The following is a 16,463-nucleotide window of genomic DNA, read 5'->3' on the forward strand; positions in this document are numbered from 1 at the left end:
CAGCCACCATAAGCGCCTCGCCTTTGACAGGCGCTTATCTTGCGCTTCAATGCGATAAACAACCCTTCTGCCCCAGACGGTTTCACGGGGCAGCCTAAGCGACCGACTGTCTTTGCTGACGGCGTCATCCGCGCTTTTAGCGGAGCGTTGTTGCGCCTCTAGCGCATGTGGCTTCCGGATTTCCAATCACAGGAGCGTAGCATGCAAACTCAATCGTCTTCCCCAGCCTGGCTGGGCTGGGCCTTTCTACTGGTGGCCATCGCCACCGAAATCCTGGGCACGTCCTTCATGGCCTACGCCGCCCGCACCGAGAGCTACTGGGGCTACGGCGTGATGGCGGCGGCGCTGGCGCTGTCCTATTACTTCCTGTCCCTCGCCATCCGCACCATTTCCGTGGGCGTCGCCTACGCCGCCTGGGAAGCCCTGGGTCTGGCCGGCCTGGCGCTGATCGGCGTCCATCTGTTCGGCGAAACGCTGCTGACGCAGGAAATCATCGGACTGGCCTTGTCCGTGGTGGGCATCGCCTGCGTGGTGGCCGGCGAAGCCGATGAACACACCCAGGAGCAAAGCGCATGAAAACCGTATTTTATGTATTCGTGGTGTCCTCGGCCCTGATCGAGGTGGCCGCCAACCTGATGCTGGAAAAATCCAACGGCTTCCGCAACAAGGCCTGGGGCTTCGGCGCCATCGCCATGGTCTGGGCGGCTTTCGCCCTGCTGGGCCAGGCGGTGCGCGGCATCGATCTGGCCGTGGCCTACGCGCTGTGGGGCGCGCTGGGCATCATCGGCACCGCCATCGGCGCGCGCATCTTCTTTGGCCAGCGGCTCAAGCCGCTGGGCTGGGTGGGCATGGCGGTGGTGATTTCCTCGGTGGTGGTGCTGACCACCGCCTGATAAACCTCGGCGGCGTTCAGTGACGCTTTTATGACGCGCCGCCCAGCCCGACCTGTCCTATCTGAGTATGGCAACCCGCGTCATAACGGTTTAGGGTACGGGCTCCATCCAAGCAATGAAAGGCTGAGACATGCAACAGTATCAAGTCTTGAGCGGCATGAGCCAAGAGTCCTTGGAAAACACCCAAGCCTTGCTCACCCTCTGCGAGCACTGCGCCAGCGATGTCGGCATCCTGGCCATCCACGGCGAAACGGATCAACCTTGCGAGCTGTGCGGCGAAGTCGATTGACGCGCCGCCTTCGACCACACACCGGGCCGGCCATGCCGGCCCCTTGTTTTTTCCCCGCCGCGCGCCCTGAGGACGATATGCACATCCGAACACTGGAACTCGCGACGCTGCCGGCCTGGCAAGCCCTGCACCGACAATTATGGCCGCATCACGACGACGCCGCGCACCGCGCGGACGGCGAGCACATCCTGGCCTCCCGCCACCTGACCTCCTTCCTGGCCCTGGACGACGACGGCCAGGCGCTCGGCTTTGCCGACGCCGCGGTCCGCCAAGACTACGTCAACGGCTGCGACGGCAGCCCGGCGGCTTTTCTGGAAGGCATCTTCGTCGCGCCCGCGCACCGGCAAGCCGGCGTCGCCCGCCAACTGGTGGCGGCGGTACGGGCCTGGGGCCTGGAGCGCGGCTGCGCCGAACTGGCGTCCGACGCGCCGCTGGACAATCTCGCCTCCCAAAGCATGCACGCCCGGCTGGGCTTCGAGGAGACGGAGAGAGTGGTATTCTATCGGATGCCGCTGCGCTGAATCCCGCTTGCGCCCAATAAAAATACCCCGCTCGCGCGGGGTATTTTTTTGGGGGTATCTCCGGGGGCATCCATCGAGACGCCCCGGATTTCTCAAGCAAAGCTCAGGCCGTCAAACCATGGCTTGGCTTACACCTTCACGGTATCGGCCAGTTCCTGGTAGTCGGCGATCTCGTTGAAGTTCATGTAGCGGTACACTTCGCCGGCCTTCTGATTGAGCACGCCGATGTCGGCCATGTATTCCTCCTTGGTCGGAATGCGGCCCAGACGGGAGCAGATCGCGGCCAATTCGGCGGAACCCAGGTAGACGTTGGAGTTTTTGCCCAGACGGTTGGGGAAGTTGCGGGTGGAGGTGGACATCACGGTGGCGCCCTCCTTCACCTGCGCCTGGTTGCCCATGCACAGCGAGCAGCCCGGCATTTCCATCCGCGCGCCGGCGGTGCCGAAGGTGCCGTAATGGCCTTCCGCGGTCAGCTGTTCGGCGTCCATCTTGGTCGGCGGCGCCACCCACAGTTTCACCGGGATGTCGCGCTTGCCTTCCAGCAGCTTGGAAGCGGCGCGGAAGTGGCCGATATTGGTCATGCAAGAACCGATGAACACTTCGTCGATCTTGGCGCCGGCCACGTCGGACAGGGTTTTCACGTCGTCCGGGTCGTTCGGGCAGGCCACGATGGGCTCGTGGATGTCGGCCAGATCGATCTCGATCACCGCCGCGTATTCCGCGTCGGCGTCGCCCTTCAGCAGCTGCGGATTGGCGATCCAGGCCTCCATCGCCTTGATGCGGCGCTCCAGCGTGCGCGCGTCCTGATAGCCGTTGGCGATCATGGTTTTCATCAGGGTGATGTTGGAGGTCATGTATTCGATGATCGGCGCTTTGTCCAGATGCACGGTGCAACCGGCGGCGGAACGCTCGGCGGAGGCGTCGGACAGCTCAAACGCTTGCTCCACCTTCAGATCCGGCAGGCCTTCGATTTCCAGGATGCGGCCGGAGAAGGCGTTTTTCTTGCCGGCCTTGGCCACGGTCAGCAGGCCTTGCTTGATCGCGTACAGCGGGATGGCGTTGACCAGATCGCGCAGGGTCACGCCCGGCTGCATCTTGCCCTTGAAGCGCACCAGCACCGATTCAGGCATGTCCAGCGGCATCACGCCGGTGGCGGCGGCGAAGGCCACCAGGCCGGAGCCGGCCGGGAAGGAGATGCCGATCGGGAAACGGGTGTGGCTGTCGCCGCCGGTGCCCACGGTGTCCGGCAGCAGCAGGCGGTTCAGCCAGCTGTGGATCACGCCGTCGCCCGGGCGCAGCGACACGCCGCCGCGGGTGGAGATGAAGGCCGGCAGTTCCTTGTGCATCTTCACGTCCACCGGCTTGGGGTAAGCGGCGGTGTGGCAGAAGGACTGCATCACCAGGTCGGCGGAGAAGCCCAGGCAAGCCAGGTCTTTCAGTTCGTCGCGGGTCATCGGGCCGGTGGTGTCCTGGGAGCCGACGGTGGTCATCTTCGGTTCGCAGTAGGTGCCCGGGCGCACGCCCTGGCCTTCCGGCAGGCCACAGGCGCGGCCGACCATTTTTTGCGCCAGGCTGAAGCCCTTGCCGGAATCCACTGGGGATTTGGGCAGGCGGAATTCCGTGGACGCCGGCAGGCCCAGCGCTTCGCGCGCCTTGCCGGTCAAACCGCGGCCGATGATCAGGTTGATGCGGCCGCCGGCGCGCACTTCGTCCAGGATCACCTCGGACTTGAGCGCGAAGTCGGCGATCTTCTGGCCGGCCTTCTCGATCTTGCCTTCATACGGATAGATGTCGATCACATCGCCCATGTCCATCTTGGACACGTCCACTTCGATCGGCAGCGCACCGGAGTCTTCCTGGGTGTTGAAGAAGATGGGGGCGATCTTACCGCCCAGGCACACGCCGCCGAAGCGCTTGTTGGGCACGTAAGGAATGTCTTCGCCGGTGCCCCAGATCACGCTGTTGGTGGCGGATTTGCGGCTGGAGCCGGTGCCGACGACATCGCCGACGTAGGCGACCAGATGGCCTTTTTGCTTCAGGTCTTCGATGAACTGCATCGGGCCGCGCTTGCCGTCTTCTTCCGGGGTAATGCCGGGACGGGCGTTTTTCAGCATGGCGAGGTAATGCAGCGGGATGTCCGGGCGGCTCCAGGCGTCCGGCGCCGGGGACAGGTCGTCGGTATTGGTTTCGCCGGTGACCTTGAACACGGTGACGGTGATTTTATCGGCCACCGCCGGACGGCTAGTGAACCATTCGGCATTGGCCCAGGATTCCACCACCTGCTTGGCGTGGGCGTTGCCCTTGTCCATTTTCTCCTTCACGTCGTGGAAGGCGTCGAACATCAGCAGGGTTTTCTTCAGGCCGTCGGCGGCGATCTGCGCCACGGCGGCGTCGTCCAGCAGGTCGATCAGCGGCTTGATGTTGTAGCCGCCCAGCATGGTGCCCAGCAGCTGAGTGGCCAGCTCGCGGGAGATCAGCGGGGATTGGGCGTCGCCCTCGGCCACGGCGGCCAGGAAGGAAGCCTTGACCTTGGCGGCGTCGTCCACGCCCGGCGGCACGCGATGGGTGATCAGTTCGACCAGGGTGCTTTCCTCGCCCTTGGGCGGGTTTTTCAGCAGTTCCACCAGCGCTTCCACCTGCTTGGCGGACAGCGGCAGCGGCGGGATGCCCAGCGCGGCGCGCTCGGCCACGTGTTGACGGTAAGCTTCCAGCATGACTTTTGACCTTTATGGCTTGGGTTGTTGGCAGCGTCCCCGGCAAGGCCGGGACTCCGACGCTGCGGGACAATGAGGTAAGGCTATGGCTGCGGCCATCAAGACCGCGCCGCAACGCCGGGCGGCGGCCTTGATTTCATGCCTGAAGATTACGCTGTTAGCCGTCCGCTTTCAAACGAGTTATCGCAACATAGATTGTGAGTTAAAATCACAGCATGAGCACTTACCCCCCTCTCAACACCCTGCGTATTTTTGAGGCAGCGGCCCGGCTGGAGAGCTTTTCCGCCGCCGCCGGCGAACTCTTCGTCACCCACGGGGCTGTGAGCAAGCAGATCAAGCAGCTGGAGGATTGGCTGGGCGTACCGCTGTTCGAGCGCAGCGGCGGCAGAGTCAAGCTGACCGACCCCGGCTGGCGCTATCTGGTGCAGGTGCAGGACGGCCTGGATCTGATCGCCAACGCCACCTCTCAGCTGCTGCAGGCGGACCGCCGCCGCCGGATCAGCATCAATTCCACGCCCACCTTCGCCATGCACTGGCTGCTGCCGCGGCTGAGCCGTTTTCGCGAGCAGTTTCCGGAGCTGGAGCTGCATCTGGCCACCTCGGACCGCGACATCAGCCGGCTGGACAGTCCGTTCGACATCGCCATCCGCCGCGGCCCCGGCGATTGGCCCGGCCACATCGCCAAGCCCTTTCTGAAGGAATGGGAGCTGCCGCTGTGCGGTCCGGCGCTGCTGGCCGCCGCGCCCATCGCCAGCCCGGCGGATCTGGCGCGGCATACCCTGCTCTACGCGGACACCCGCCCCACCGCCTGGCAGCGCTGGCTGACCCTGGCCGGGGTGCCGGAGCTGAAGCCGGCCAGCGCCATGCATTTCGACAGTTTCTCGCTGGCCTTGCAGGCGGCGATGGACGGCCTGGGCGTGGTGCTGGGGCCGATGCCGATGGCGCAGGCGCAGATAGACGCCGGCGTGCTGTTGTCGCCGTTGCCGGCGCCGGTGGCCACGGTGCGCGACTACTGCTGGGTGGCGCCGCGCGCGGCGGCGGAGGACGCCGCCGTCGCGGCCTTCTGCCGCTGGCTGGAGGGCGAGGCCGTCCGCCCGGACGCGGCCGCCTGAATCAACGCGCGGAACCGAGGGGCAGGCCAATCAGCTTGAGCTCCATCGGCGCCGCGTCGCGCGGCAGCCATTTGTTGTAGATGCGCTTGAAGCTGCCGTCTTTCTTGACGGCGGCGAAGGCGGTCTGCCAGCGCTTCACTTCCGCCGCCGAGGTGCCGCGCGAAAACGCCAGGTAGAGTTCCAGCGTTTCCAGCACCCGCACCACTTCCACCGCCTCCGGCGGCTGGTGGATGTCTTTCAGCACCGAGGCCACGACGAAGCCGCCTTCCGACCACATATCGTAGCGGCCGACCAGCAGCTTCTGCGCGGTGATCTGCGGGGTGGGCGCCAGATCCACCTCGATGAAGCCGGCCGCGATCGCCGCGTCGGCGAAGATGCTGCCGCGATAAGCGCCCACCGGCCGGTGATAAATGCCGTTGCCCAGCGCCAGCAGGCCGGCCGCCTCGCCCTTGCGCGCCAGCAGCACGGTCTGCGAGATGGCGATGGGGCCCAGCAGCGTCATCTGTTTTTCCCGGGTGTCGTTGCGCCCCACGGTGAACAGCATCACTCCGGGCGTGGTCAGCAGCTCTTTATAGCCTCGCGCCCAGGGCACCACGTCGATGGCGCTGTTGTCGTGCATGCGCGTCTGGATCTCGCGCACCACTTCCACCGCCATGCCGTCCGGCACGCCGTTGTGCTGAAATGTGATGGGCGGCCAGTCTTCGGTGTAGATGGTGATGGCCCGCGCCTGCCAGGCCGCCAGCAGCAATAGCAGCGTCAATAAACCCTTAGCCATGGTCTTTCCCCGTACCGCGTGAACCCGATTTTATTCATAGCCGTTCCACGCGCCGCCTGCCTGCGATTTCCGCCCGCCCCCGCGCCCCCGGGGGCATGACGACCGCAACTCGCTTATCCGTTATAATGTGGCGGTCAAGCCGGCTCATGCCGGCATATCGAGCATTTGTTTCGCGCACCCACCCAAAGCTAAGGATTGCCATGAGCCGCATCACCCTCTCCCGCTTTTTGATCGAACAGCAACGCAAGGCCGGCACGCTGCCGCCTGAGTTGCGCCTGCTGATCGAAACCGTAGGCCGCGCCTGCAAGGCCATCAGCTATTCGGTGAACAAGGGGGCGCTGGCCGACGTGCTGGGCGAAGCCGGCACCGGCAATATCCAGGGCGAGGCGCAGAAGAAGCTGGACGTGATCGCCAACGATTACCTGCTGGACGCCAATGAATGGGGCGGCAGCCTGGCGGCGATGGCCTCCGAGGAAATGGAGCTGCCTTACCACATCCCCGGCGAATACCCGAAGGGCGAGTACCTGTTGATGTTCGATCCGCTGGACGGCTCATCCAATATCGACGTCAACATCTCGGTGGGCACCATTTTCTCCATCCTGCGCTGCCCGCAGGGCATTGACCACGCCACCGAGGGCGCCTTCCTGCAGCCCGGCACCGAGCAAGTGGCCGCCGGCTACACCGTGTACGGCCCGCAAACCCTGCTGGTGCTGACCTTCGGCAGCGGCGTCCACGGCTTCACGCTGGACCGCGAACAAGGCTCTTTCGTGCTGACCCACCCGGACATGAAGGTGCCGGAAAGCACCGGCGAGTTCGCCATCAATATGTCCAATATGCGTCACTGGGATGCGCCGGTGAAACGCTATGTCGACGAACTGCTGGCCGGCAGCACCGGTCCGCGCGGCCGCGATTTCAATATGCGCTGGGTGGCGTCCATGGTGGCCGAGGTGCATCGCATCCTGACCCGCGGCGGCATCTTCATGTATCCGCGCGACGCGCGCACCCCGGACCAGGCCGGCAAGCTGCGGCTGATGTACGAAGGCAATCCGATGGCCTTCGTGGTGGAACAGGCCGGCGGTGCCGCCACCAACGGCCATCAGCGCATCATGGACATCCAGCCGCAGAAGCTGCACGAGCGGGTGGCGGTTTTCCTCGGCTCCAAGGAAGAAGTGGAGCGCGTCACCGCCTACCACGCCGAGCAGCAGTAAGCGGTCCGCCCAACAAAAAACCCTGCCGAAACCGGCAGGGTTTTTTAATGTCGTCCGCCTGCGTCAACGCAGGCGTTCGCGCACTTCCATCAGGGCGAAGCCCAGCAGATTGCTGCCGTCCCACATGTCCGGCAGACTGGCCTGCGGGTCGTCCTCGGCCCAGCCTATGCCCCAGATGCAGTCCACCGGGCTGGCCTCCACCAGGATGGCGTCGCCGGTGCCGCGCAAGAAATCGCCCAGCGCCGGGTTTTGCTCGAACTTGGCCAGATTGCCCCGCATCACCACCTCGCAACAGCGCTGCTGCCACAAGGCGGAATCAAAGCCGCGCACCTGGCGGCCCAAGGCCTTGGCGTCCGCCGGCGTGGCCGCGGCCAGTATCCTGCCCCGGGTTTCCGCGTCTTCGAACAAGCGGGCTTTCTCCGCCATCATATAATGCTCGGCGCTGGCGTAGCTCACGCCGTCCAGCTCGAAGCCCACCGGAAACCACTGACTCAGGCAGCTCTTGCAGACGCCGTCCTCGTGTTTGGGCCTGTGTCCCCAGAAAAACAGAAAATCCAGCGTTTCGCCGGCCGCAGCCCGCTTGCGCAACTCGCTTACTGTCCGGATCGCCATGGTCCGCGTCCTCCACTTCCTGCGCGGCCATATGCCGCAAAAAATGCCAAGAGCCCCTCTTTGTCCGCTGTCGCCGCGGCGCTGAACATCTTCATGGCCATCACTATAAGGAGCCGGAACCGGGTTCGACAAGCGCGGCGCGAAGCCGGGCCGCGCGTGCGTCCGCCGATTTCGATGCAAACAGACGAAAACAATGATTAATTACCGCGTCGCGATGATTTCGCCGCCGCCGCCCGCATCGCGAGCGCAGTGGATACGCAACACCGCCCTACCAACATAGGTCCGTCCACCCCGCTTGCCCATAGGTAAAACTACTCAGCGCGGACGCAACCGTCCGCATTGCCACAGGACGGCGTAGCGGAGTATGTTTCCCCACATAAGCCTGTAAGCCGCTGTTGGAAAAGACATTAAAAACCCTGGGGAGACCGGCATGGCTATCGTGATCACGCTGGACGTCATGCTGGCGCAACGCAAGATCAAATCCAAGGATCTGGCGCGGGCCATCGGCATCACGCCGCACAATCTGTCGCTGTTGAAGCTGGGCAAGGTCAAGAGCCTGCGCCTGGACACGCTGGATGCGCTGTGCCGGCAGCTGGGCTGCCAGCCAGGAGATTTGTTGAGCCACTCGCCGGAAGCGGACCCGGCCGACGGAGAGCCATCGGTCTGACTCTCCGCCCTTCCCGCCTCAGCCCGCCGGCTGACGCGCGCCGCGCGTCGAGGTGCGGCCCGAGTTCAGATAGCCGGCGATGTAGTCTTGCGACACTTCGCCGTTGTAGCGGCCGTCGTCGTCCAGCACCGGCATCCAGGTCAGATTGTGCTCGTACAGGCGGGACAGCACCACGCGCAGGTTTTCGCCCGCCGCCGCGGTCACGCTCACCGGCTTGATCTTGTCCGCGCACACGCCGTCCGCGCCGCGCGCGTCGCGGCGCCGGACAAAGCCCAAGGGCTGTCCGTCCGCGTCCACCACGGTCAGGTGCATCAGGTCGTTGTCGTCCATCAGGCCGTAAGCGGCCGCCAGCGGCGTATCCAGCCGCGCGGTCAGCGTTTCCTGCTGATCCGCCACCTCGCCGGCCTGCACCAGCAGCAAACGCTTGAGCGTGCGGTCCTGGCCGACGAAGCTGGCGACGAAATCGTCCGCCGGACGCGCCAGGATCTCGTCGGAGCCGGCGCACTGCACCATGCGGCCCTGGCGGAACACGGCGATGCGGTCGCCCAGCTTGATCGCTTCGTCGATGTCGTGGCTGACCAGCATCACGGTCTTGCCCAGTTGGCGCTGCATTTGCAGGAACTCGTTCTGGATCTGTTCGCGGTTGATCGGGTCCACCGCGCCGAAGGGCTCGTCCATCAGCAAGACCGGCGCGTCGGCCGCCAGCGCGCGGATCACGCCGATGCGCTGCTGCTGGCCGCCGGACATCTCGCGCGGATAACGTTGCAAGAAGCGGTTGGGGTCCAGAGCCACCATGCTCATCAGTTCGCGCGCCCGCTCGCGGCAGCGCTTCTTGTCCCAACCCAGCATCCGCGGCACCACGGTGATGTTGTCCTCGATGGTCATATTGGGGAACAGGCCGATCTGCTGGATCACGTAGCCGATCTGGCGGCGCAGCGTCACGCTGTCTATGCCGGCGGTGTCCTCGCCGTTGATCAGCACCTTGCCCGAGGTGGGCTCGATCAGGCGGTTGATCATTTTCATGGTGGTGGTCTTGCCGCAGCCGGACGGGCCCAGCAGCACGCAGATTTCGCCTTCCGGCACGTGCAGATTGACCTTGTCCACCGCCTGGAAGACCTGGCCGTTTTTCTGGGTAAATTGCTTGCAGAGATTTTGCAGTTCAATCATCAACGAATTCCTTTCGGGGTCAGCGCGCGCTGAGCGCGCAGCAACAACCAATCCATCGCGACGGCGAGCACGCTCACCGCCACCGCGCCGGCGATCAGCTTGCGAATGTCGCTCTGGCTGATGCCGTGCAATATCAAAGTGCCCAGGCCGCCGGCGCCGACGATGGCGGCAATCGCCATCACGCCGATGTTCAGCACCACCGCGGTGCGGATGCCGCCGAAGATCAGCGGCGTGGCCAGCGGCAGTTCCACCCAGCGCAGGCGCTGCCAGAAGGTCAGGCCCAGGCCGCGGCCGGCTTCTCTCACGCCGGGCTCCAGATGGGTCAGCGCGGTGTGGGTGTTGCGCACGATGGGCAGCAGGGAGTACAGGAAGGCGGCGGTAATGGCCGGCACCGCGCCGATGCCCTGCCCGATCATGGAAAACAGCGGCACCATCAGGCCGAACAAGGCGATGGCCGGAATGGTCAGCACCACGGTGGCCAGGCCCAGCACCAGGCCGGCCAGCGCCTGAAAGCGGACGATCAGCACGCCCAGGGGCACGCCCAGCACCACCGCCAAACCGACGGCGATGCCCACCAGCCTCAGATGTTGTTCCGCCAAGGCGGCGATTTGCGGCAGGTCTTGCCAGATGAACTGGCAGGTTTGCAATAGGGTTTCCATGCGGCCTCCTTTAGATCAGGCCGCGCTGGCGCAGGAACTCGCTGGCGACTTCCTTCACCGGACGGTGTTCGATGTCCACTTTGGCGTTGAGCTCGGACATGGTGTCGTTGTCCAGCAGCGCGGCCAGCTTGTTCAGTTCCTCGGCCAGGCCGGGGTTGCGTTCCAGCGTGTCGCGGCGCACCACCGGCGTGGCGGCGTAAGCCGGGAAATAGCCCATGTCGTCCTGCAGCACCACCAGGTCGAAGCCCTTGACGCGGCCGTCGGTGGTGTAGACCAGGCCGGCGTCGACGAAGCCGTCGCGGATGGCGTTGTAAACCAGGCCCGGGTCCATCTGGCGGATCTGCGGCCGGCTCAATTCCATGCCGTACAGCTGCTGCATCGGCTTGAGGCCGTCCGGACGCCCGGCGAACTCCATGTCGAAGCCCAGCTGCCAGCGTTTGGACGAACCGTTGTTTTCATTGACCCGCCGCGCCAGGTCGGACAGCGTGCGCACGCCCTCGGCTTCGGCGCGCACGCGCTTCATCGCCAGCGCATACGTGTTGTTGAGCGGAGCCGGGTTCAGCCAGATCAGCCCCAGGGGCTCGTCCAGCTTCTTGACCGTGGCGTAAGCCTCCTCGTTGCTCATTTTTTTCTGGATGCCGTGATGGATGATCAGGCCGGTGCCGGTGTAATCCCACACCAGATCCAGTTGGCGGTTTTCCAGCGCGTTGCGCAGGATCACCGTCGCCAGGTCCGGCTTTTGCGTGACCTGGTAGCCCTTGCTGCCCAGGTACTGCGTGGTGATGTCGGACAGCAGATGCTGTTCGGTGAAGTTCTTGCTGCCCAGCACCAGGCCGGCGGCGAAGGCCGGCGCGGCGGTCAGCAAGGCCGCCAGCGTCAGCGCGCGGCGCGCCAGCCGACGCCAGGGCGAAAAGGAAAGTGCTTTTGTCATAGGAGTCCTCCGTGCGAGCGCCCGCCGGAACGGGCGACAAGGGGGTTCGAATCAGGCCAGGCCGCGGGCGGCGGCCAGGCGGCCCAGGCCGGCCAGCGTCAGGTCCAGCGTCAGCGCGATCAGCGCGGTGCCGCCGGCGCCCAGCAGCAGCGCGGTGTGGTTGTTCAGGTAGATGCCGGGGAAGATCAGTTCGCCGTAGCTGCTGGCGCCGATCAAGAAGGCCAGCGGCGCGGTGCCCACGTTCAGCGCCAGCGCCACCCGCACGCCGGTCAGAATCACCGGCAAGGCGTTGGGCAGCTCCACCCGCCACAGCCGTTGACGCGGGGTCATGCCCAGCGCGTCGGCGGCCTCCAGCAAGGCCGGCTGCAGGCCGGCCAGGCCGGCGTAAGTATTGCGCACGATGGGCAGCAAGGACGCCAGGAACAGCGCCACGATGGCCGGCGCGTCGCCGATGCCGACCAAGGCCATCGCCAACGCCAGCACCGCCATGGGCGGCAGGGTGTTGCCGATATTGAAAATCTGCATCCAGTGCTCGGCGCTGCCCCGCAGCCGCTGACGGCTGAGCAGCACGCCGCTAGGCAGGCCCACGGCGAGAGCCAGCGCCATGGAGACGCCCACCAGATAGAGATGCTGCCGGCCCAGGTAGATCAGATCTTCCCGGTACTCGGTCCATACGGCTGGGCTTACACCGTAAATCAATCCCGCCGCCGCTACGGCGACCAGGATCAGCCCGATCATGCTGCGCTTGCTAAACGCTCTTTTGTGCATCTGCGTCCTCCTTGGCGAAAGCAATGGCCGGCAAGGCCACGGCGATCCGCTGTAATGATCGCGACAACTAGAGAGCTGCCAGTAAATAGACGTCCGGCGCGGGCCGGACATGAGGTGCGTTTAAGGCGAGGCTCGACGGCGCGAAACCGTCGATTTTGAGTGGCGCGGTGTGCGCCTGATGAAAAACCTAATAAGTTATAACACTGTTTGTATCGAACATGCAAATTTTCTAATGTACTTCGCCGCACTTGACAGACAAGGACAAGGCCTTGAAAACACTTTATTTCTTTCCGTTCACGTCAAACCAAATGGATAAGCCGGCCGCGCTCCGCCGCTCCGCCCTATAAGGAACGCGCGCGGCGCCGTCCCAACGGCCACTTGCCGCCCTCCCGCCCCCGGCCCACAATGCGTTGTTTCGCCCATTGCAACAATCACGGCAAAAAACATGGATCGATTGCACTTGATGACCGTATTCATCGCGGTGGCGGAAGCGGAAAGCTTTGCCGGCGCGGCGCGCAAGCTGGGCATGTCGCCGCCGGCGGTGACGCGCGCGGTGGCGGCGCTGGAGACGCGGCTGCAAGCCCGTCTGCTCAACCGCAGCACCCGCCATGTGCGCGCCACCGAGGCCGGCCAGCGTTATCTGGAGGACGCGCGCCGGGTGATCGCCTCCGCGGACGAGGCGGACGAAGCCGCCTCCGGCGGCAAGGCGCCGCCGCGCGGTTTGCTGACCGTCACCGCGCCGGCCTTGTTCGGCTTGCGCTACGTGATGCCGGGCATCAACGACTACCTGCGCCGCCATCCCGAGGTGACGGTGGACGCCTTGCTGCTGGACCGGGTGGTCAATCTGCTGGAAGAAGGCGTGGACGTGGCCATCCGCATCGGCGAACTGCCGGACTCCAATCTGCGCGCCCTGCGCGTCGGCCAGGTGCGGCGGGTGGTCTGCGCGTCGCCGGCCTATCTCGCCGAGCGCGGCGTTCCGCTCACCCCGGCGGATTTGCAGCGCCACGCGCTGATCGCCTCGCGCGGCGTGGGTTCCTGCCACGAATGGCGCTTCAGCGACGGCGGCAAGCCGCTGAGCGTCCGCCTCAAACCCCGGCTCACCGTCAGCAACAACGAGGCGGCCATCGCCGCCGCCGCGGCCGGGCTCGGCGTCACCCGCCTGCTGTCTTATCAAGTGGCGCCGCAATTGGCCGCCGGCCAATTGCTGCCGCTGCTGGCCGAATACGACGATGCCAGCCAGCCCATCCACATCCTGCATCAGGAAGGCCGGCTGGCCTCGGCCAAGACCCGCGCCTTCATCGAACTGATGGCGGAGCGGCTGCGCGGCCATCCCGAGCTGCGCTAACGCCATCGACATTGCCATCCCCCACAAGGAGATTCATCATGTTGACCCCGCTTCAAGACAAAAACGTTCTCATCACCGGCGGCACCGCCGGCATCGGCCTGGGCCTGGCCCGGGCCTTCGCGCGCGCCGGCGCGCGCGTCACCATCAGCGGCCGCAGCCGGGACAAGCTGGACGCCGCACTGGCCCGCCTGCGCGCCGACGGCCTGAACGCCGTCGGCCGCGTCGCCGACGTGGCCCGTCCCGAAGACGTGGCCCGCCTGCTGGCGGACACCGCCGCGTCCAACGGCCTGGACGTGCTGTGCTGCAACGCCGGCATCTTCCCGTCCGCGCCGCTGGAGAGCATGAGCGCGGAGGAATGGGATCAGGTGCAGCACACCAATGTGCGCGGCAACTTCCTTTGCGTGCAGGCGGCGCTGCCCTATCTGCGCCAGGCCGAATACGGCCGCGTGATCCTGACTTCCTCCATCACCGGCCCGGTCACCGGCTACGCCGGCTGGAGCCATTACGGCGCCAGCAAGGCCGCGCAACTGGGCTTCATGCGCAGCGCGGCGCTGGAGCTGGCGCGCGACGACATCACCATCAACGCGGTGATGCCGGGCAATGTGCTGACCGAGGGGCTGCGCGAGCTGGGCGAGGACTATCTGGACAAGATGGCGGCGGCGGTGCCGCTGCGGCGGCTGGGCAGCGTGGACGATATCGCCAACGCCGCGCTGTTCTTCGCCAGCAAGGAGGCGGGCTTCATCACCGGCCAGACCCTGATCGTGGACGGCGGCCAGGTCTTGCCTGAGTCTCTGGACGCGCTGACCGGCTAGCCCTGGTAGACATCCGGCCGGTGCAGCTCCATATAACGCTCAGGGTGTTCCAGCGCGGCGAAGCCGAAGGGCCGGTAGACCGCGTGGGCGTTGGAGGTCACCAGCACGATGCGACGCAGCCGGGCCAAGGCCGGCTCGGCCGCGACGCCGCGCATCAGCTGCCGCGCATAGCCGCGGCCGCGGTGCTCCGGCGTCACGAACACGTCGCACAGATAGCCGAAGGTGGCCAGATCGGTCACCACACGGGCGAAGCCCACTTGCCGCCCGTCCAGATAGGCGCCGAAGCACAGCGAGCCGGCGATGGCCTGCTCCACCGTGGCGCGCGAAATGCCCTTGGCCCAGGGCGCGTGATCGTGCAAGAAGGCGTGGATCAGCGCCAGGTCCAGCCGGCGCTTGTCGGTGGAAATCTCCAGTTCTGCCTCCTTCATCGCGGCGCGGTCCTCTTGTTCAGTTGGACGGCCAGCCAGCCGCGCGCGGCGTCCAGTTTGCCGGCGTAAGTGTTCAAGGCCAGCGCGGCGACGATCAAGGCCGATGCGACGATGCTGAGCGCGTCGTAATGTTCATGCAGGATCCAATAGCCGCCCAGCAGGCCGAAAACCGGGCTGAGCAGCGAAAACGGCGCCACCAGCGTGGCCGGATACAGGCTGAGCAGCTTGCCCCAGCTGCCCAGCGCGAACAGGGTGCCGACCAGGGCCAGGAACAACAGCGCCAGCGTGGCGGTCCAGCCGAAGCCGGCCACGGCGCTCCAGGCCGCCGCCGGTCCGCCCTCCAGCGCGAAGGACAGCAGCAGCAGGGGCAGCGGCGGCACCAGGCTCATCCACACGGTGAAGGCGAACATGTCCACCTTGCCGGCGCGCTTGAGCTCCACATTGCCCCAGGCGAAGCCGGCCGAGCCGATCAAGGCCAGCGCCAGCGGCAGCAAGGGCAAGGCGTCCTGGTAACGGGCGTAGCCCAGCAGCAAGACGCCCAGCAACGCCAGCGCCATCACCGCCTTTTGCAGCCGGGAGCGCGTTTCGCCCAGCAGCAGACTGGCCAGCAGCAAGGTGATGAACACCTGCAACTGGGCCAGCACCGACACGATGCCGGCCGGCATGCCCAGCTTGATGGCGGAAAACAGGCCGGCGAACTGGATCACGCCCAGGCACAGCCCGGCGCGCAGATACCAGCGCCAGGGCAAGGACGGCCGCGTGAACCACCAGGCCCCGACCGCGAACACCACCACAAAGCGCAGCGCCGCCAGCAAAAGCGGCGGACACTCGGTCAGCCCTATCTTCACCACAATGAAGCTCAGGCCCCAGATGGCCGCCACCAGCACCGCCAGCAATACGTGTCGTATCTTCATGATGTCGTCGCCTCTTGTTCCAGCGCGGCGATGGCGCGCCGGCAGGCTTCCAGGAAAAAGTCCAACTCGGCTTCCGCCACGTTCAAGGGCGGCAGCAAGCGCAGCGCGGCGGCGTCGTGCGCCGCCGGCACCGTCAGCACGCCTTCTTGCAGCAATTGCAGCCACAGCAGGCCGGCGGCGCCCTCGCCCAGCCGGTCTTGCGCCGCCGGGCCGGCGCGCAGCGCCAGCATCAGGCCCTGGCCCTCCAGCTCGAAGCCCTCCAGCCCGGCCTCCCGCCAACGCCGCCGCAAGGCCCGGCCGCTCTCCCGCGCCCGCGCCGGCGCGTCCAGCTGGCGCAACAGCTCCAGCATGCGCAGGCCGCAGCTCAAGGCCAGCCGGTTGCCGCCGAAGGTGGAGCCGTGGATTTTGGCGCAGCCGGGCCGGGCGAACACCGCCTGGTAAATGTCTTGGCGGAACAGCAGCGCCGACACCGGCAGCACGCCGCCGCTCAGGCCCTTGGCGACAATCAGCAGGTCCGGCGCCGGCGCGCCCAGCGCCTGATAGGCGAACCAGGCGCCGCAGCGGCCCAGGCCGGACAGCGCCTCGTCGTAGATCAGCCGCGCGCCGTGGCGGCGGCACAAGGCGGCCAGCTCGGCCAGATCCTCGCCG

General features: G+C 65.9%; 19 protein-coding genes. 9 read left to right on the top strand and 10 right to left on the bottom strand.

Going from position 1 to position 16,463, the window contains the following annotated elements; all coding sequences use genetic code 11:
* Positions 1-201: 201 nt before the first annotated feature.
* The 4 genes from NK214_RS19855 (at position 202) to aac(6') (ending at position 1,703) form a co-directional block, all read left to right on the top strand.
* Positions 202-576: a multidrug efflux SMR transporter gene (locus NK214_RS19855; protein ID WP_107799059.1), complete on the top strand. Its 375-nt coding sequence runs from the start codon at positions 202-204 to the stop codon at positions 574-576.
* The gene (locus NK214_RS19860) at positions 573-893 is read left to right on the top strand and encodes an SMR family transporter (RefSeq protein WP_253315310.1); all 321 of its coding nucleotides are present in this window, start codon (positions 573-575) and stop codon (positions 891-893) included. The genes NK214_RS19855 and NK214_RS19860 overlap by 4 nt, the downstream gene beginning before the upstream one ends.
* A 130-nt stretch (positions 894-1,023) precedes the next feature.
* Positions 1,024-1,182 carry a hypothetical protein gene (locus tag NK214_RS19865; protein ID WP_158274264.1) on the top strand — a complete coding sequence of 53 codons (159 nt, stop codon included), beginning with the start codon at positions 1,024-1,026 and terminating at the stop codon, positions 1,180-1,182.
* A gap of 77 nt (positions 1,183-1,259) precedes the next feature.
* Positions 1,260-1,703 carry an aminoglycoside 6'-N-acetyltransferase gene (gene aac(6'), locus NK214_RS19870; RefSeq protein WP_253315311.1) on the top strand — a complete coding sequence of 148 codons (444 nt, stop codon included), beginning with the start codon at positions 1,260-1,262 and terminating at the stop codon, positions 1,701-1,703.
* 128 nt (positions 1,704-1,831) lie between these two features.
* Here the strand turns inward: aac(6') and acnB are convergent, their stop codons facing one another.
* On the bottom strand, positions 1,832-4,417 hold the full coding sequence (acnB, locus tag NK214_RS19875; RefSeq protein ID WP_107799054.1) for a bifunctional aconitate hydratase 2/2-methylisocitrate dehydratase: 2,586 nt from the start codon (positions 4,415-4,417) through the stop codon (positions 1,832-1,834).
* A gap of 215 nt (positions 4,418-4,632) precedes the next feature.
* Here acnB and gcvA point away from each other — a divergent pair, with 215 nt between their 5' ends.
* The gene (gcvA, locus tag NK214_RS19880) at positions 4,633-5,529 is read left to right on the top strand and encodes a transcriptional regulator GcvA (protein ID WP_107799053.1); all 897 of its coding nucleotides are present in this window, start codon (positions 4,633-4,635) and stop codon (positions 5,527-5,529) included.
* Position 5,530: 1 nt separating this feature from the next.
* Here gcvA and NK214_RS19885 read toward each other — a convergent pair whose 3' ends face one another.
* The gene (locus NK214_RS19885) at positions 5,531-6,304 is read right to left on the bottom strand and encodes an ABC transporter substrate-binding protein (protein WP_253315312.1); all 774 of its coding nucleotides are present in this window, start codon (positions 6,302-6,304) and stop codon (positions 5,531-5,533) included.
* A 200-nt stretch (positions 6,305-6,504) separates the two neighbouring features.
* Between NK214_RS19885 and NK214_RS19890 the strand changes: the two genes are divergently transcribed.
* Positions 6,505-7,512: a class 1 fructose-bisphosphatase gene (locus NK214_RS19890; protein ID WP_227108495.1), complete on the top strand. Its 1,008-nt coding sequence runs from the start codon at positions 6,505-6,507 to the stop codon at positions 7,510-7,512.
* 63 nt (positions 7,513-7,575) lie between these two features.
* Here NK214_RS19890 and NK214_RS19895 read toward each other — a convergent pair whose 3' ends face one another.
* Entirely contained in the window at positions 7,576-8,124 is a 549-nt protein-coding gene (locus NK214_RS19895; protein ID WP_227108498.1) for an NADAR family protein, read from the bottom strand.
* A gap of 430 nt (positions 8,125-8,554) precedes the next feature.
* Here NK214_RS19895 and NK214_RS19900 point away from each other — a divergent pair, with 430 nt between their 5' ends.
* On the top strand, positions 8,555-8,791 hold the full coding sequence (locus NK214_RS19900; protein WP_107799049.1) for a helix-turn-helix transcriptional regulator: 237 nt from the start codon (positions 8,555-8,557) through the stop codon (positions 8,789-8,791).
* 18 nt (positions 8,792-8,809) lie between these two features.
* On the opposite strand, the gene NK214_RS19905 is transcribed toward NK214_RS19900, so the two are convergent.
* Genes NK214_RS19905 through NK214_RS19920 form a run of 4 tightly spaced genes read right to left on the bottom strand, consistent with a single transcriptional unit; the run spans position 8,810 to position 12,316 of the window.
* Positions 8,810-9,958: a betaine/proline/choline family ABC transporter ATP-binding protein gene (locus NK214_RS19905; protein ID WP_107799048.1), complete on the bottom strand. Its 1,149-nt coding sequence runs from the start codon at positions 9,956-9,958 to the stop codon at positions 8,810-8,812.
* Positions 9,958-10,617 (bottom strand): ABC transporter permease, encoded by a 660-nt coding sequence (locus NK214_RS19910; protein ID WP_107799047.1) that lies wholly within the window; start codon positions 10,615-10,617, stop codon positions 9,958-9,960. Before NK214_RS19910 ends, NK214_RS19905 begins: the two co-directional genes overlap by 1 nt.
* Positions 10,618-10,627: 10 nt before the next feature.
* Complete coding sequence (locus NK214_RS19915) at positions 10,628-11,548, bottom strand: glycine betaine ABC transporter substrate-binding protein (RefSeq protein WP_227103200.1); 921 nt, start codon at positions 11,546-11,548, stop codon at positions 10,628-10,630.
* Positions 11,549-11,599: 51 nt separating this feature from the next.
* Positions 11,600-12,316, bottom strand: coding sequence for an ABC transporter permease (locus NK214_RS19920; RefSeq protein ID WP_107799045.1), 717 nt, complete (start codon positions 12,314-12,316; stop codon positions 11,600-11,602).
* A 445-nt stretch (positions 12,317-12,761) separates the two neighbouring features.
* Between NK214_RS19920 and NK214_RS19925 the strand changes: the two genes are divergently transcribed.
* Together NK214_RS19925 and fabG are read left to right on the top strand one after the other, a co-directional pair.
* The gene (locus tag NK214_RS19925; RefSeq protein ID WP_253315313.1) at positions 12,762-13,661 is read left to right on the top strand and encodes a LysR family transcriptional regulator; all 900 of its coding nucleotides are present in this window, start codon (positions 12,762-12,764) and stop codon (positions 13,659-13,661) included.
* 38 nt (positions 13,662-13,699) lie between these two features.
* Positions 13,700-14,473 (top strand): 3-oxoacyl-ACP reductase FabG, encoded by a 774-nt coding sequence (gene fabG, locus NK214_RS19930; protein WP_107799043.1) that lies wholly within the window; start codon positions 13,700-13,702, stop codon positions 14,471-14,473.
* Here the strand turns inward: fabG and NK214_RS19935 are convergent.
* From NK214_RS19935 to NK214_RS19945, 3 genes are all read right to left on the bottom strand, one after another.
* On the bottom strand, positions 14,470-14,901 hold the full coding sequence (locus NK214_RS19935) for a GNAT family N-acetyltransferase (protein WP_107799042.1): 432 nt from the start codon (positions 14,899-14,901) through the stop codon (positions 14,470-14,472). The two genes, fabG and NK214_RS19935, sit on opposite strands and share 4 nt — an antisense overlap.
* Positions 14,898-15,815: an EamA family transporter gene (locus NK214_RS19940; RefSeq protein WP_227103205.1), complete on the bottom strand. Its 918-nt coding sequence runs from the start codon at positions 15,813-15,815 to the stop codon at positions 14,898-14,900. The genes NK214_RS19935 and NK214_RS19940 overlap by 4 nt, the downstream gene beginning before the upstream one ends.
* A partial coding sequence (locus NK214_RS19945; protein ID WP_253315314.1) for an aminotransferase class III-fold pyridoxal phosphate-dependent enzyme occupies positions 15,812-16,463 on the bottom strand: 652 nt, incomplete at its 5' end. The genes NK214_RS19945 and NK214_RS19940, both read right to left, overlap by 4 nt.

It is taken from the genome of Chromobacterium sp. S0633, assembly GCF_024158805.1.
Taxonomy (GTDB): domain Bacteria; phylum Pseudomonadota; class Gammaproteobacteria; order Burkholderiales; family Chromobacteriaceae; genus Chromobacterium.

Excerpts from the sequence above, each read along its gene's own strand:
- NK214_RS19855 (WP_107799059.1), top strand. The coding sequence starts at position 202 with ATGCAAACTCAATCGTCTTCCCCAGCCTGGCTGGGCTGGGCCTTTCTA.
- NK214_RS19860 (WP_253315310.1), top strand. The coding sequence starts at position 573 with ATGAAAACCGTATTTTATGTATTCGTGGTGTCCTCGGCCCTGATCGAG.
- NK214_RS19865 (WP_158274264.1), top strand. The coding sequence starts at position 1,024 with ATGCAACAGTATCAAGTCTTGAGCGGCATGAGCCAAGAGTCCTTGGAA.
- acnB (WP_107799054.1), bottom strand. The coding sequence starts at position 4,417 with ATGCTGGAAGCTTACCGTCAACACGTGGCCGAGCGCGCCGCGCTGGGC.
- gcvA (WP_107799053.1), top strand. The coding sequence starts at position 4,633 with ATGAGCACTTACCCCCCTCTCAACACCCTGCGTATTTTTGAGGCAGCG.
- NK214_RS19885 (WP_253315312.1), bottom strand. The coding sequence starts at position 6,304 with ATGGCTAAGGGTTTATTGACGCTGCTATTGCTGCTGGCGGCCTGGCAG.
- NK214_RS19890 (WP_227108495.1), top strand. The coding sequence starts at position 6,505 with ATGAGCCGCATCACCCTCTCCCGCTTTTTGATCGAACAGCAACGCAAG.
- NK214_RS19895 (WP_227108498.1), bottom strand. The coding sequence starts at position 8,124 with ATGGCGATCCGGACAGTAAGCGAGTTGCGCAAGCGGGCTGCGGCCGGC.
- NK214_RS19900 (WP_107799049.1), top strand. The coding sequence starts at position 8,555 with ATGGCTATCGTGATCACGCTGGACGTCATGCTGGCGCAACGCAAGATC.
- NK214_RS19905 (WP_107799048.1), bottom strand. The coding sequence starts at position 9,958 with ATGATTGAACTGCAAAATCTCTGCAAGCAATTTACCCAGAAAAACGGC.
- NK214_RS19910 (WP_107799047.1), bottom strand. The coding sequence starts at position 10,617 with ATGGAAACCCTATTGCAAACCTGCCAGTTCATCTGGCAAGACCTGCCG.
- NK214_RS19915 (WP_227103200.1), bottom strand. The coding sequence starts at position 11,548 with ATGACAAAAGCACTTTCCTTTTCGCCCTGGCGTCGGCTGGCGCGCCGC.
- NK214_RS19920 (WP_107799045.1), bottom strand. The coding sequence starts at position 12,316 with ATGCACAAAAGAGCGTTTAGCAAGCGCAGCATGATCGGGCTGATCCTG.
- NK214_RS19925 (WP_253315313.1), top strand. The coding sequence starts at position 12,762 with ATGGATCGATTGCACTTGATGACCGTATTCATCGCGGTGGCGGAAGCG.
- fabG (WP_107799043.1), top strand. The coding sequence starts at position 13,700 with ATGTTGACCCCGCTTCAAGACAAAAACGTTCTCATCACCGGCGGCACC.
- NK214_RS19935 (WP_107799042.1), bottom strand. The coding sequence starts at position 14,901 with ATGAAGGAGGCAGAACTGGAGATTTCCACCGACAAGCGCCGGCTGGAC.
- NK214_RS19940 (WP_227103205.1), bottom strand. The coding sequence starts at position 15,815 with ATGAAGATACGACACGTATTGCTGGCGGTGCTGGTGGCGGCCATCTGG.